At 70.8% G+C, this 13,707-nt stretch carries 9 protein-coding genes; 4 read left to right on the top strand and 5 right to left on the bottom strand.

The genetic code is table 11. The features are described 5' to 3' along the window. Nucleotides 1-127: 127 nt before the first annotated feature. Nucleotides 128-2,710 (bottom strand): aminopeptidase N, encoded by a 2,583-nt coding sequence (pepN, locus tag AB0J57_RS29115; RefSeq protein WP_366131312.1) that lies wholly within the window; start codon nt 2,708-2,710, stop codon nt 128-130. Nucleotides 2,711-2,811: 101 nt separating this feature from the next. Here pepN (AB0J57_RS29115) and AB0J57_RS29110 point away from each other — a divergent pair, with 101 nt between their 5' ends. Beyond that, nucleotides 2,812-3,042 (top strand): ribbon-helix-helix domain-containing protein, encoded by a 231-nt coding sequence (locus AB0J57_RS29110; protein ID WP_366131311.1) that lies wholly within the window; start codon nt 2,812-2,814, stop codon nt 3,040-3,042. Then, nucleotides 3,029-3,376 (top strand): type II toxin-antitoxin system PemK/MazF family toxin, encoded by a 348-nt coding sequence (locus AB0J57_RS29105; protein ID WP_366131310.1) that lies wholly within the window; start codon nt 3,029-3,031, stop codon nt 3,374-3,376. Before AB0J57_RS29110 ends, AB0J57_RS29105 begins: the two co-directional genes overlap by 14 nt. 59 nt (nt 3,377-3,435) lie before the next feature. On the opposite strand, the gene AB0J57_RS29100 is transcribed toward AB0J57_RS29105, so the two are convergent. Further along, on the bottom strand, nt 3,436-4,455 hold the full coding sequence (locus tag AB0J57_RS29100; RefSeq protein WP_366131309.1) for an aspartate-semialdehyde dehydrogenase: 1,020 nt from the start codon (nt 4,453-4,455) through the stop codon (nt 3,436-3,438). 177 nt (nt 4,456-4,632) lie between these two features. Next, nucleotides 4,633-7,956 (bottom strand): S8 family serine peptidase, encoded by a 3,324-nt coding sequence (locus tag AB0J57_RS29095; protein WP_366131308.1) that lies wholly within the window; start codon nt 7,954-7,956, stop codon nt 4,633-4,635. Between the two features lie 223 nt (nt 7,957-8,179). Here AB0J57_RS29095 and AB0J57_RS29090 point away from each other — a divergent pair, with 223 nt between their 5' ends. Together AB0J57_RS29090 and AB0J57_RS29085 are read left to right on the top strand one after the other, a co-directional pair. After that, a complete protein-coding gene (locus AB0J57_RS29090) occupies nt 8,180-8,635 on the top strand; it encodes an NUDIX hydrolase (protein ID WP_366131307.1) in 456 nt (151 codons plus the stop codon). A gap of 91 nt (nt 8,636-8,726) precedes the next feature. Next, the gene (locus AB0J57_RS29085) at nt 8,727-9,878 is read left to right on the top strand and encodes a serine hydrolase domain-containing protein (RefSeq protein WP_366131306.1); all 1,152 of its coding nucleotides are present in this window, start codon (nt 8,727-8,729) and stop codon (nt 9,876-9,878) included. A gap of 24 nt (nt 9,879-9,902) precedes the next feature. Here AB0J57_RS29085 and AB0J57_RS29080 read toward each other — a convergent pair whose 3' ends face one another. Together AB0J57_RS29080 and pepN (AB0J57_RS29075) are read right to left on the bottom strand one after the other, a co-directional pair. Further along, the gene (locus AB0J57_RS29080) at nt 9,903-10,895 is read right to left on the bottom strand and encodes a hypothetical protein (RefSeq protein WP_366131305.1); all 993 of its coding nucleotides are present in this window, start codon (nt 10,893-10,895) and stop codon (nt 9,903-9,905) included. Between the two features lie 204 nt (nt 10,896-11,099). Next, nucleotides 11,100-13,649: an aminopeptidase N gene (gene pepN, locus AB0J57_RS29075; protein WP_366131304.1), complete on the bottom strand. Its 2,550-nt coding sequence runs from the start codon at nt 13,647-13,649 to the stop codon at nt 11,100-11,102. Nucleotides 13,650-13,707: the final 58 nt, after the last annotated feature.

The raw sequence follows: 13,707 nt of genomic DNA, 5'->3' as shown, positions 1-13,707 counted from the left end.
CTTATCGGTTCCGTGCATGAGCCTTGACAACGGGTCATGATGTGGACGTGACCGCCGAGTTACCAACGCAAGACGCCCCGGACCAGCCGGTCCGGGGCGCCTTTCGCCGGTGATCCGGCGGCACTCGCTACGCGTCCGCCGCCTGTGCCTTCAGCGCGCGCTCGATGCCCGCGCGCGACTCCGAAACCAGCCGCCGCAGCGCCGCGTTCGGCTCCGCGCTCGCCAGCCAGGCGTCCGTCGCGTCCAGCGTCTCCCGCGACACCTGGAGCGCCGGGTACAGCCCGACCGCGATCTGCTGGGCCATCTCGTGCGAGCGGGACTCCCACACGCCCTTGACCGCCGCGAAGTACTTCTCCGTGTACGGGGCCAGCAGCTCGCGCTGGTCGGTCTGGACGAAGCCGCTGATCACCGCCTCCTGCACGGCGTTCGGGAGCGCTGCTTTCGAATCAGACGCAGTGGACTCCACGACCGACGCCCACGCCTCGGCCTTGGCCTCCTCGGTCGGCCGGGCCGCCCGCGCGGTCGCCGCGTGCCGCTCACCCGCCGCCGTCCTGTCCCGCTCGTACTCGGCCGCGATCTCCTCCTCGCCGTACACGCCCGTCGCCGCCAGCCGCTCGACGAACGCCCAGCGCAGCTCGGTGTCCACGACCAGGCCCTCGATCGTCTCCGTGCCCTCCAGCAGGCCCGTCAGCAAGTCGAGCTGCTGCGGCGTACGCGCGGTCGCCGCGAACGCCCGCGCCCACGCGAGCTGGTGGTCGCTGCCCGGCTCGGCGGTACGCAGGTGGGCCAGGGTCGCCTCCGTCCAGCGCGCCAGCGCCGCCTCGCGCCGCTCGGGCGCCGCGTACAGGTCCAGCGCCAGCTTCACCTGCCGGTGCAGCGACTGGACCACGCCGATGTCCGACTCCTTCGCGATGCCGGAGAGCACCAGCTCCAGGTACGCGTGCGTGGCCAGCTCGGCGTCCCGCGTCATGTCCCAGGCCGACGCCCAGCACAGCGCGCGCGGCAGCGACTCGGTGAAGTCGCCCAGGTGCTCGGTGACGTTCTCCAGCGACACCTCGTCCAGGCGGACCTTGGCGTACGACAGGTCGTCGTCGTTGAGCAGGACGACCGCCGGACGGGCCTTGCCCACGAGCTGCGGCACCTCGGTCCGCTCGGTCGCCGTGACGTCCAGCTCCACGCGGTCCGTCCGCACCAGCGAGCCGTCCTGGAGCCCGTACAGCCCGATCGCGATCCGGTGCGGCCGCAGCACCGGCTCACCCTTCGCGCCGGCGGGCAGCGCCGGGGCCTCCTGCCGCACCGCGAACGAGGTGATGACCCCGTCCCCGTCGACCTCGATCTCCGGGCGCAGGATGTTGATACCGGCGGTTTCCAGCCATGCCTTCGACCAGGTCCTCAGGTCGCGCCCGGAGGTCTCCTCCAGCGCGCCCAGCAGGTCCGACAGGCGCGTGTTGCCGTACGCGTGCCGCTTGAAGTACGCCTGCACGCCCCGGAAGAACGCGTCCTCACCGACGTACGCCACGAGCTGCTTCAGCACGGAGGCGCCCTTGGCGTACGTGATGCCGTCGAAGTTGACCAGGACGTCGTCCAGGTCGCGGATCTCGGCCATGATCGGGTGCGTGGACGGGAGCTGGTCCTGCCGGTACGCCCAGGTCTTCATCGAGTTCGCGAACGTCGTCCACGAGTGCGGCCAGCGCGAGCCGGGGGCCGCCGCCTGGCAGGCGATCGAGGTGTACGTGGCGAACGACTCGTTCAGCCACAGGTCGTTCCACCACTCCATGGTGACCAGGTCGCCGAACCACATGTGCGCCAGCTCGTGCAGGATGGTCTCGGCCCGCACCTCGTACGCCGCGTCCGTCACCTTCGACCGGAAGACGTACTGGTCGCGGATGGTCACCGCGCCCGCGTTCTCCATCGCGCCCGCGTTGAACTCCGGAACGAAGAGCTGGTCGTACTTGGCGAACGGGTACGCGTAGTCGAACTTCTCCTGGAACCAGTCGAAGCCCTGGCGCGTCACCTCGAAGATCGCGTCCGCGTCCAGGAACTCGGCGAGCGACGGACGGCAGTAGATGCCCAGCGGCACGACCTGCCCGTCCGGGCCCTCGTACGTGCTGTGCACCGCGTGGTACGGGCCGACGATCAGGGCCGTGACGTACGTCGAGATCCGCGGCGTCGGCTCGAACACCCAGACGTCGTCCTTGGGCTCCGGGGTGGGGCTGTTCGAGATGACGGTCCAGCCGGACGGCGCCTTCACGGTGAACTGGAACGTCGCCTTCAGATCCGGCTGCTCGAAGCTCGCGAACACCCGCCGCGCGTCCGGCACCTCGAACTGGGTGTAGAGGTACGCCTGGTCGTCGACCGGGTCGACGAACTTGTGCAGGCCCTCGCCGGTGTTCGTGTACGCGCAGTCCGCGACGACCGTCAGCTCGTTGCGCCCCTGCTTCAGGTGCTTGAGCTTGATCCGCGAGTCCCGGAACACGGCGGCGACGTCCAGCTTGTGGCCGTTCAGGGTGACCTTGTGCACGGCCGGCGCCACCAGGTCGATGAAGCTCTCCGCGCCGTCCTCGGCGGAGTCGAAGCGCACGGTGGTCACGGACCGGTAGGTGCCGCCCTCCTGCGCGCCACTGAGATCGAGGTCGATCTCGTACGAGTCCACGGTCAGCAGCTCCGCCCGCCGCTGGGCCTCTTCACGGGTCAGGTTCGTGCCAGGCACCCGGTCATCTCCTCGTTGTGTGACGTTTCCGGTCATCCTTCCACGGCGGGGCGCTCGGGCGGGGTGGCGTTATCGGTAGCACCAGCGGTAGCATGCTTCGTATGAAGATCAGTGTGAGCCTGCCGGAGGAGGACGTCGCCTTCGTCGACGAGTACGCGGCCGAAACGGCGGCGCAGTCCCGGTCCGCCGTCATACACGCCGCGATCGAGCTGCTTCGCGCCTCCCGCCTCGAGGCGGACTACGAAGCGGCCTTCGCGGAGTGGGACGCGAGCGAGGACGCGGCGTTCTGGGATCAGTTCTCGGGGGACGGGATCGTCGATGAGGCGCGGTGACATCTACCTCGTCGACTACGAGCCGGCACGGGGCAGTGAAGCCAACAAGGCCCGTCCCGCGGTGATCGTCTCGAATGACGGAGCCAACGCCGTGGTGGAGCGGACGGGGCGCGGTGTTGTCACGCTGGTGCCGCTGACGACGAACACCTCGCGGATCTACCCTTTCCAGGTGCTGGTCCCGGCAGCCGAGTGCGGTCTTGTGAAGGACTCCAAGGTGCAGTGCGAGCAGGTGCGCGCGCTCTCCCCTGAGCGATTGCTGCGACACATCGGCACGGTCCCGCGGCAGCGCATGACCGAGATCGATGCGGCGCTTCGCAGACACCTCGTGCTCTGAACGCCGAAGAAGGGCGGCCACCCATCATGGTGGCCGCCCTTCTCACGTACGTACGGCCGTCAGGCGCCCTTGAGCTCCGCCGCCACCAGCTCCGCGATCTGCACCGCGTTCAGCGCCGCGCCCTTGCGGAGGTTGTCGTTGGACAGGAACAGCGCCAGGCCGTTCTCGACGGTCTCGTCGACGCGGATGCGGCCCACGTAGGACGCGTCCTTGCCGGCCGCCTGGAGCGGGGTCGGGATCTCGGAGAGCTCCACGCCCTCGGCGTCCTTCAGCAGCTCGTACGCGCGCTCCACGCTGATCGGACGCTCGAAGCGGGCGTTGACCTGGAGGGAGTGGCCGGAGAAGACCGGGACGCGCACGCACGTGCCGGACACCTTCAGGTCCGGGATCTCCAGGATCTTGCGGGACTCGTTGCGGAGCTTCTGCTCCTCGTCCGTCTCGAAGGAACCGTCGTCGACGATCGAGCCGGCCAGCGGCAGCACGTTGAAGGCGATCGGGCGCTTGTAGACGCCGGGCTCCGGGTACGCCACGGCCTCACCGTCGTGGGTGAGCTCGGCGGCGTGCTCGGCGACGGCCTTGACCTGGCCGTCCAGCTCCGCGACGCCCGCGAGGCCCGAGCCGGAGACGGCCTGGTAGGTGGTGGCGACCAGGGCGGTCAGGCCCGCCTCCTGGTGCAGCGGCTTGAGCACCGGCATGGCGGCCATGGTGGTGCAGTTCGGGTTGGCGATGATCCCCTTGGGGCGGTCCTTGACCGCGTGCGGGTTCACCTCGGAGACGACCAGCGGCACCTCGGGGTCCCGGCGCCAGGCGGAGGAGTTGTCGATCACCACGGCACCCTGCGAGGCGACCTTCTCGGCGAGCGCCCGGGAGGTGGCGCCACCGGCCGAGAAGAGCACGATGTCCAGGCCCGTGTAGTCGGCCGTGGAGGCGTCCTCGACGGTCACGCCGTCCAGGACGGTGCCCGCCGAACGGGCGGAGGCGAACAGCCGCAGCTCGTCGACCGGGAAGTTCCGCTCGGCAAGGATCTTGCGCATGACCGTGCCGACCTGACCGGTGGCTCCGACGATTCCGACCTTCACGGGGACTCCTCCGTACGTGCTTGCGGGCCTGGCGGCCTGGGTGCCGCACCCATGATGCGTATCACCTGGCCCGGCTTGTCCAATTCATTGTCCGGGACGTGAGAAGCAGCACGCCGGGAACGGAGAAGGGCGGGCGCCCGGTCCGGACGCCCGCCCTCACTCACCGTGCGTACGGCGTTACGGGATGACCTTTCCGATCACGACGCTGCCCGTGCCCGCGGCCGTGCCGCGCGCCGTCAGCAGCGACACCTCGCCGAAGAACTGCCGGCCCTCGGGGGCCGCGCCGTTCACCAGCACCTCCGCCGTGACCTGCGCCGACGCGCCGCTCGCCAGGGTGACCGGCTTGGACTCGTCGACCTTCAGCGTGCCGAGCGCGGACGAGAAGTACACGTCCTTGTAGTCGTACGTGGTCGTCCCGGCCGGCACCGCGTACCCGTCCACGACGATCGTGTACGTGCCCGGCTCCGGCTTGGCCACCGACACCGACTCCTCCGAGTCGCCGTCCGCCGACTGACCGACGACCTTGCCGTCCTTCAGGACGGTCAGGTCCAGGTCGGCGCCCTTGTCGGAGGTGTTGCCGATCACGACGTCGAGGCGCTCCACGCCCTCGCCGACCGTCACCGTGCTGGTCTGCGACTCGTGGTTCTTGATCGTCGGAGCGGCGACCTTCGCGGAACCGAGCGAGCCGCCCTTCAGCTTGCCGTCGATGGCCGCGAAGGTGTTGGTGACCTTCCAGTCCACCGCCGCCGGCGTGCCGATCTTGGCCTCCGGGACCGTCTTCACGGCCGGGTCGAAGGCCGCGCCCAGCAGCGTGACGTCCAGCTTGTACGGGTTGTCCAGGTCCGGCGACGTACGGCGCGCCTCGACCTCGATCTCCCAGACGCCCGGCGCCGGGTCGGCGTACGAGCGCACGTCCGGGCGGCAGGTGTTGGCCGGGTTGTAGTGCGGGTAGCACCGGTTGGACGCGGTGTCCTCGACGGCCACGCCGTACGGGTGGATGGAGATGAACCGGGTCTGGCTCTTCTCCTTCAGCCCGCCGATCGCGACCTCCAGCGCCTTGGCGCCCTCGGGCACGGTCACGAAGTACGACTTGTGGCTGTTGCGCTGCACGCTGCCGCTCGCCGAGAAGGCGTACGAGGGCTTCGCCAGGTCGTGCGCGACGACCACGGTGGCGAGGATCTGCTTGTCGACGCCCTCGGTGTCCTCGTCGTCGGCCTCCACGATCGCGCTGTGCACGCCCGCGGAGCCCGGCTTGGCCTGCACCTTGACGGTGACCGGCTTGTTCAGCGGCAGGTCCACCTCGTCGTCGCCGAGGATGCGGAAGGTGCCGTCGTTGTACTTCAGGTCCAGCTCGTGCTCGATCGGCCGGTCCGGGCCGGTCGTGCGCGTGATGGTGACGTCGTACACCTTCTTCTGGCCGACCTTGAGGCCGCCCTCACGGTCGTAGATACCGGTGCCGGGCTTCTTCAGGTGCTGGTCCAGCGCGGTGTCGACGGGCGCGGCGACCTTGTACTCGTGCGCGGTCGCGCCGTCCTCGATCGACTCCCAGGCGTCGACGACGTCGATCAGGCCGGAGCCCTGCTCGTGCGCGGCGACACCGGAGATGCGGTTCGCGGTGCTGGTCAGCGCGGTGCGCAGGCTCAGCGGCGACAGCTCGATCTTGCGCTGCTTGGCGGCCGAGATCAGCAGCGCGCTCGCGCCCGCCGCCTGCGGCGAGGACATCGAGGTGCCGTTGAGCATCCCGTAACCGGCGGGCAGTTGGTAGCTGGTCTCGGGCACCCCCGCGCCCGCCATCCACAGCGGGATGGTGTTGACCGCCGAGCCGGGCGCGGAGATCGTCGGGGTGAAGCCGCCGTCCTCACGCGGGCCGCGCGAGGAGAAGGGGAACATGGCGTACTTCTTCTCCACGGCCGAGGCGTAGTTGGCCGCCCACGTCTCCTTGGAGATGGCCGCGCCGACCGAGACGACCTTGTCGGCCAGGCCGGGGTCGCCGATGGTGTTGATGCCCGGGCCCTCGTTGCCGGCCGAGATGACGAGCTGGACGCCGTAGGTGTCGATGAGCCGGCCGTACAGCTCGGCGCGCGCGTTGTCGCCCGAGTTGAGCGCCGGCAGGCCGCCGATGGACATGTTGACGATGTCCACGCCCCGGTTGACGACCAGGTCGGCCATGCCCTCGGTCAGCGCGGTGTTGGTGCAGCCGCCGGACCAGGTGCACGCGCGCGAGGAGACGAGCTTCGCGCCGGGGGCGGCGCCGTTCATCTTCCCGCCGAACAGCCCGTTGGCGGCGGTGATGCCGGCCACGTGCGAGCCGTGGTCGGAGTTGACGATGCCGATGTTGACGTAGTCGGCCTTGTCGCCGTTGGCGTTGTAGACGACGTCCTTGCGGATCTCCACCACGAACGGGATGCGCTCGGCGACCTCGGTCGCCGGGTCGTCCGTACCGAAGTGGCCGATCTGGAAGCCGTCCTTGTACGGCTTCATCGCCACGTCGTCGGTGAAGTCGGCGTTGTCGTTCAGGTCGACCCGGACCGTGCCGGCGGCCGCGTCGTACAGCACGCCCCACGCGTCGGTGGTGTCGCCGTCCCGGTTGAGGTCACCGGCCATGTCGCCGCCCTTGGTGACGGCCTCGGCGAACCGGCTGTAGGCGTGCTTGCCGGCCGGTGCGGTGAACGTGCGCCCGCCCGCGGTGAACGTCGGCCCCTCCACGGCGACGTTCATGCGGCGCCAGGTGCCGTCCCCGTCCGCGACCGGGTCGGTGGCGGTCACCCAGTCGGTGATCTTGCGCTCACCGGTGGTGGTCTTCTGGAGCGCCGGGTGGTCCAGGTCCACACCGGAGTCCAGGATGCCGATGGTGACGCCCCGGCCGTCGGCCTTCGGGTACTTCTTCACGAAGTCGACCGCGCCCGTCTCGAAGGACGGGTTGTACGGGTTCTTCGCCGGGGTCTTGGCGTTCGGGCCGGGGTACGTGGTCGTCGTACCGGCCGTGGCCGCGTCCCGGGCGGCCGACTGGCCCGCGTCGGGCGACGGGTCGTCCAGTTCGATCTCGTACTGGAGGTCGATGCCCTTGACGGACGGCAGTCGCGCGGCCTGGGTGAGCGCGGACTCCGCCTTCGCGGTGGGCAGGGTGGCGCGGACGTAGCCGAGCTTGTCGTACGTCGTGCCGACCGTGGCGCCCGCGACGCCGTCGAGCTGCTCGGCGACCTGCTCGGTCTGGCCGGGCGCGGTGGCCACCATGACGGTGACGGTCTTCTTGCCCGTGGCCTCGGCCTCGGCCAGCCGTTCGTGGTCGGCCGAGCCCAGCTTGTCCGCGGTGGCGGACGAGGGGGCGGGCTTGGGGGGTGCGGGGTCCGCCGGGGTCCCGGCGGCGAAGACGGGGGCGGTACCGGCCGCGACGAGCGCGGCCACCAGGCCGGCGGCCGCGGCCACGCGGGCCGCCCGTCTGTGCCCGGGGGTCGGGCTCCCCGATATGGAGCCCTGGGATTCGAGGGTGGTCATCAGCATCCCTGTTAGTGAAAGAGACAGTCCGGAATTCGGTGCCGGATGACCGCTCACCCTTTCGCAAATGACAGGGCTTTGTGGAGGGTTGTCGGAGTGCGGAATGCGGACATGGCGCACATCCGCCAGTGCGGGATGTACGCCATGAGGAACGAACCGGGTCCAAAGACCCCATATGTAGTTGAGCGTTCAGCCTTCTGGTGGTCAAGCGCCCGTCTAACCTCGGTGCATGAACCGGAGATTACGAGTCGCGGCCTACGCCGTATGCGTACGGGACGAGCGGATCCTGCTGGCCAGAGGCACCGCCGACGACGGCACCAAGGAGTGGACCCTGCCCGGCGGCGGCATGGACCACGGAGAGGACCCCCTCGATACGGTCGTACGCGAGGTCGAGGAAGAGACCGGCTACCTCACCGAGATGACGGCCCTCCTCGGCGTCGACTCCAAACGCAGCCGCTACACCGGCCGGCTCGGCGGCGTCACCGACTTCCAGCGCCTCCGCATCCTCTACGAGGGCCGGATCACCGGTGGCGACCTGCGCCCCGAGGTGGGCGGCTCCACCGACCTGGCCGCCTGGCACCCGCTGGACGCCGTCTCCTCGCTCGTACGCGTCGGAGTCGTCGACGTCGGGCTGCGGCTGTGGCGTGAACGGCCCGCCGCCGGGCGTCTCGCCCACAACGGCTGAAACACACTCAACTCATGCGAAGCAGGCAACGCCCCGCGCACCGCCGGAGTCCTGCTCGGTGACCACACGTCGCGCAGAGGGGATGTCCGACATGCAGGTACGCAAGGCACTGCCCGCGGCGGCGGTGGCGGCCGCGCTCGCCGCCACCGCCTTCACCGCACCCGCCACGGCCGGCGAGCGGACCGGGAGACCGGGTGGCGATCACCGGCAGACCCAGGCCGCGGCCGACGCCCTCGTCCGGGCCGGTGCCCCGGGAGTCCTGGCCCAGGCACAGGACCGCCACGGCACCTGGAACGGCACCGCCGGCGTCGCCGACCGCACCACCGGGCGGCCGCGCCTGCCGCAGGACCGCTACCGCGTCGGCTCCATCACCAAGCCGTTCGTCGCGACCGTCCTGCTGCAACTGGAGGCGGAGGGCCGCCTCGACATCGACGACACCGTCGAACGGTGGCTGCCGGGCGTCGTCCGCGGCAACGGCCACGACGGGCGGAAGATCACCCTGCGCCGGCTCCTGAACCACACCAGCGGGATCTACGACGTCACCTCGGACCCCGGCTACCGGGAGAAGGTCTTCGGCCCCGCGTTCCTCCAGCACCGCTACGACACCTGGACACCGCGCCGGATGGTGGCCATCGCGATGACCCACCGCCCCGACTTCGCGCCCGGCACCGACTGGAGCTACTCCAACACCAACTACCTGCTCGCCGGGATGGTGATCGAGAAGGTCACCGGCCGGCCGTACGGGAAGGAGGTCGAACGCCGCATCATCAAGCCCCTGAAGCTCCGCGCCACCAGCATCCCTGGCACGGACGTGACGATGCCGGAGCCGAGCGGCCGGGCGTACTCGAAGCTGTTCGCCGGGCCGGACGCGGCGATCCATGACCTCACCGAGCTGAACCCGTCCATCGCCGGTCCGGCCGGCGAGATGATCTCCAACTCGGCGGACCTGCGGCGCTTCGTCCGGGCGCTCATGACGGGCGGGCTGCTGCCGCAGAAGCAGCTCAAGGAGATGACCACCACGGTCCCGATCGGGAAGGACGCGCCGAACGCGCGCTACGGCCTGGGCCTGATGGTGCAGAAACTGAGCTGCGGCAAGGAGGTCTGGGGCCACAACGGCGGCATCCACGGCTCCACTTCGGACATGGTGTCCACCCGGGACGGCGGCCACACGCTGGCGCTCAACGTCAACGGCGACTGGGCGGGCGACACCCAGGCGGTCGTCGAGGCGGAGTTCTGTGGCTGACCGGCTCGCGGGCTGACCGGCCGGCTACCGCGGCAGGACGACCACATAGGCTGCCGGGGCGCGGTCGCCGGCCGCCATCAGCGCCGTACGCACCACGATCGCCTGCTGCTCCAGGGCGTCCCGGAGCTTGCGGGGCGTGATGTGGACGACGCTGATGCCGAGCCGCTCCATGTGCTCGCGCTTGCGGGTGTACTCCGTCCACAGCGTGTCGTCGTCCTGGCGCGGCGAGCGGGTGTCCAGCTCGACCGCGACGGCGTGGTCGGGCCAGTACGCGTCCACCCCGCCGAGGTGCGGGCCGCCCGGCAGCCGGAGGTCGACGTTCCACAGGGGTTCCGGCAGGCCGTGGGCGCGCACCATCTCGTACAGCCGGTCCTCGGCCAGCGCCCGCCCCTCGGCGAGCAGCGAGTCCACGGCGTCCACGACGTGCGGCCGCGTCAGCAGCCGGGCGCGGTTCAGCTCCCGCACCACGGCGGCCGGTTCGCAGTGCCCGTCGCGCACGGCCTCCGTCAGCAGCCGCCGTACGGTGTGGGCGTCACCGATCCGCGCGACCGCGTCCGCCAGCGCACGGGCCACCGGGGCGACCGGTACGCCGGTGACCTCCAGCGGCTTCGGCAGCTCCTGCGTACGCAGGATCCGTACGCACCCGGTGGACCGCAGCCGCCGGGTGCGCGACACCAGGACGTCGATGCGGTCCAGCGACGGCAACGGTGGGGCGGCCGCGAACCGGTACAGCGCCAGCGCGGCGAGCCCGGTGATCATCGCCTCGGGTGGCCGCCGTTCCGGCTGCCGGTCGGCGTACAGCAGGGCGCCGTGCAGCCGCTCCTCGCTGGTGGGCGGTCCGGGATGCAGCAGGTACACGCCCGGCAGGAACTGCTGCCAGGGCCCACCGGCCCGGCACTGGGCGGCGGCCTGGGCGGCGGACACGCCGTGCGCCCGCAACTGCGCGGCGGACAGCACACGGCGCCGGCCGTCGGCCAGGTGGGACAGGGGGCGGGGGGAGAGCGGGGTGTTCGTCATGCCCCGGGGTTTCCCGCCAACTGCGCGGTGGATAACCGCTGTTACACGTCCGTCGACAATCCGGGACAACCCCGTCCTAAAGTACGGACGTTCGAGTGCCGATCAGGGACCCCGATCATGCCCCCGACCAGCCCGGCCGCCCCCCGCTCGGACCGGTGTACGTCCGGGGAACAGGCGCCCGGCCCCGGGCCGGGCGCCGGCACGTCACCCCGCCGCCGCGTCCCGCGCCTGGGCGCGCAGCGCGCGGGCCAGGTCGTCGCGGGACTCCAGGACCAGCCGGCGCAGCGCGGGCGCGGCCGACTCGTGCGCGGCGAGCCAGGCGTCGGTGGCCTCCAGGGTCGCCGGGTCGTCCTGGAGGGACGGGAACAGGCCCCGCACCACGTCCATGCCGATCTGGATCGACCGCTCGGTCCACACCCGCTCGATCGCCGCGAAGTACTTCGGCGCGTACGGAGCGATCAGCGCCCGCTGCGACGGCTGGCCGAAGCCCGCGATCGTCGCCTCCACCAGCGCGTTCGACAGGGCGTCCGACTCGACGACCTGCGCCCACGCCTGCGCCTTGACCGCCTCCGACGGGCGGGCCGCCAGGCAGCGCACCTGGTGGCGCTTGCCCGACGCCGTGTCGTCGCGCGCCAGCTCCGCCCCGATCGCCGCCTCGTCCGCGCGGCCGTGCGCGGCCAGCGGCCCCAGGAACGTCCAGCGCAGCTCCTGGTCCACGTCCAGACCGTCGATCTTCGCCGAGCCCTCCAGCAGACCCTCCAGGAGCTGGAAGTCCGCCTCGGTCGTGGCCGCCGCCGCGAAGAACCGCGCCCACGTCAACTGGTGCTCGCTGCCCGGCTCCGCCGCCCGCAGCTCCCGCAGCGCGCCCTCGGCCAGCAGCCGGCCGCCCTCCTCACGCCACGCCGGCGCCGCGTAGTGCACCAGCGCAGAGCGCGCCCAGGCGTGCAGCATCTGGAGCACACCGATGTCCGATTCGCGCCCCGCGAACGCCAGCACCAGGGCCACGAAGTCCCGCGCCGGCAGCAGCGCGTCCCGCGTCAGGTTCCACAGCGCCGACCAGCACAGCGCCCGCGCCAGCGGGTCCTTCAGGCCGCCCAGGTGCGCCCGCAGCGTGGCGAGCGAGTCCTCGTCGAACCGGATCTTGCAGTACGTGAGGTCGTCGTCGTTGACCAGCACGAGGTCCGGCCGCTCCGCCCCCGCCAGCTCCGCCACCACGGTCCGCGCACCGGTGACGTCCACCTCCGCGCGGGCGTACCGCGCCAGCTCGCCGCCCGGCGACAGCCGGTACAGCCCCACCGCCGCCCGGTGCGGCCGCGGCTCGCCGCCCTCCTGGAGCACGGCGAGTTCCGCGACGCGGCCGTCCGCGCCGTACGAGACCACCGGCGTCAGGGCGTTGACGCCCGACGTCTCCAGCCAGGACCGGGACCACGCCTTCATGTCCCGCCCGGACGTCTCCTCCAGCACCGACAGCAGGTCGCCCAGCCGCGTGTTGCCGTACGCGTGCCGCTTGAAGTACCGGCGGGCGCCCTCCAGGAACGCGTCCCGGCCCGCGTACGCCACGAGCTGCTTGAGCACCGCCGCGCCCTTGGCGTACGTGATCCCGTCGAAGTTCAGCTTGGCGTCCTCCAGGTCACGGATGTCGGCCGTGATCGGGTGCGTGGAGGGGAGCTGGTCCGCCCGGTACGCCCACGCCTTGCGGTTGTTGGCGAAGGTCACCCAGCTATTGGTGAAGCGGGTCGCCTCGGCCAGCGAGAAGGAGCCCATGAAGTCCGCGAAGGACTCCTTCAGCCACAGGTCGTCCCACCACTTCATGGTGACCAGGTCGCCGAACCACATGTGCGCCATCTCGTGCAGGATGACGTTCGCCCGGCGCTCGTACGCCGCCTGCGTCACCTTGCCCCGGTAGATGTACTCCTCGCGGAAGGTCACCATGCCCGGGTTCTCCATGGCGCCCAGGTTGTACTCGGGAACGAAGGCCTGGTCGTACTTCCCGAAGGGGTAGGGGTAGTCGAAGTTGTCGTGGAAGAAGTCCAAGCCCTGCTTGGTGATCAGGAAGACGTCGTCCGCGTCGAAGTGCTTCGCCAGCCCCTTGCGGCACATGGCGCCCAGCGGGATCTCCAGGTCGCCGCGCCGGTAGGTGTCCGTCACGTAGTGGTACGGACCGGCCACGACACACGTGATGTACGTCGAGATCGGCGCCGTCTCGGCGAACCGCCAGACGCCTCCCTCCCGCGACTCCTCCGCGCCGTTGCTCCACACCGTCCAGCCCTCGGGAGCCGTCACCTCGAACCGGAAGGGCGCCTTCAGGTCGGGCTGCTCGAAGTTGGCGAACACCCGCCGCGCGTCGGCCGGCTCGTACTGCGTGTAGAGGTAGACCTCGCCGTCCTCCGGGTCGACGAACCGGTGCATCCCCTCACCGGTGCGGCTGTAGGCGCACTGGGCGTCCACCACCAGCACGTTCTCGTCCGCGAGGCCGTCCAGGGCGATCCGCGAGCCGTCGAACACGACCGCCGGGTCCAGCTCCCGCCCATTGAGCGTGACCGAGGTCACGGACGGGGCGATCAGGTCGACGAAGGTGGCGGAGCCGGGCGCGGTGCGGCGGAACCGGATGGTCGTCACCGAACGGAAGGTACGCCGCTCGGATTCGCTCTCCCCGACGGCGGACCGCAGGTCGAGGGCGACCTCGTACCCGTCGACGGACAACAGCTCGGCCCGCTCACGGGCCTCGTCGCGGGACAGATTCTCACCGGGCACGGGCGGCACTCCTTCGTGGCTCGTTGTGACAGGAGCGATCCTCCCACGCACCACTGAC

Source organism: Streptomyces sp. NPDC049837, from assembly GCF_040674455.1.
Classification (GTDB): Bacteria; Actinomycetota; Actinomycetes; order Streptomycetales; family Streptomycetaceae; genus Streptomyces.
The sequence above is the reverse complement of the archived record's forward strand: the minus strand, read 5'-3'. Positions and strand labels throughout refer to the sequence as shown.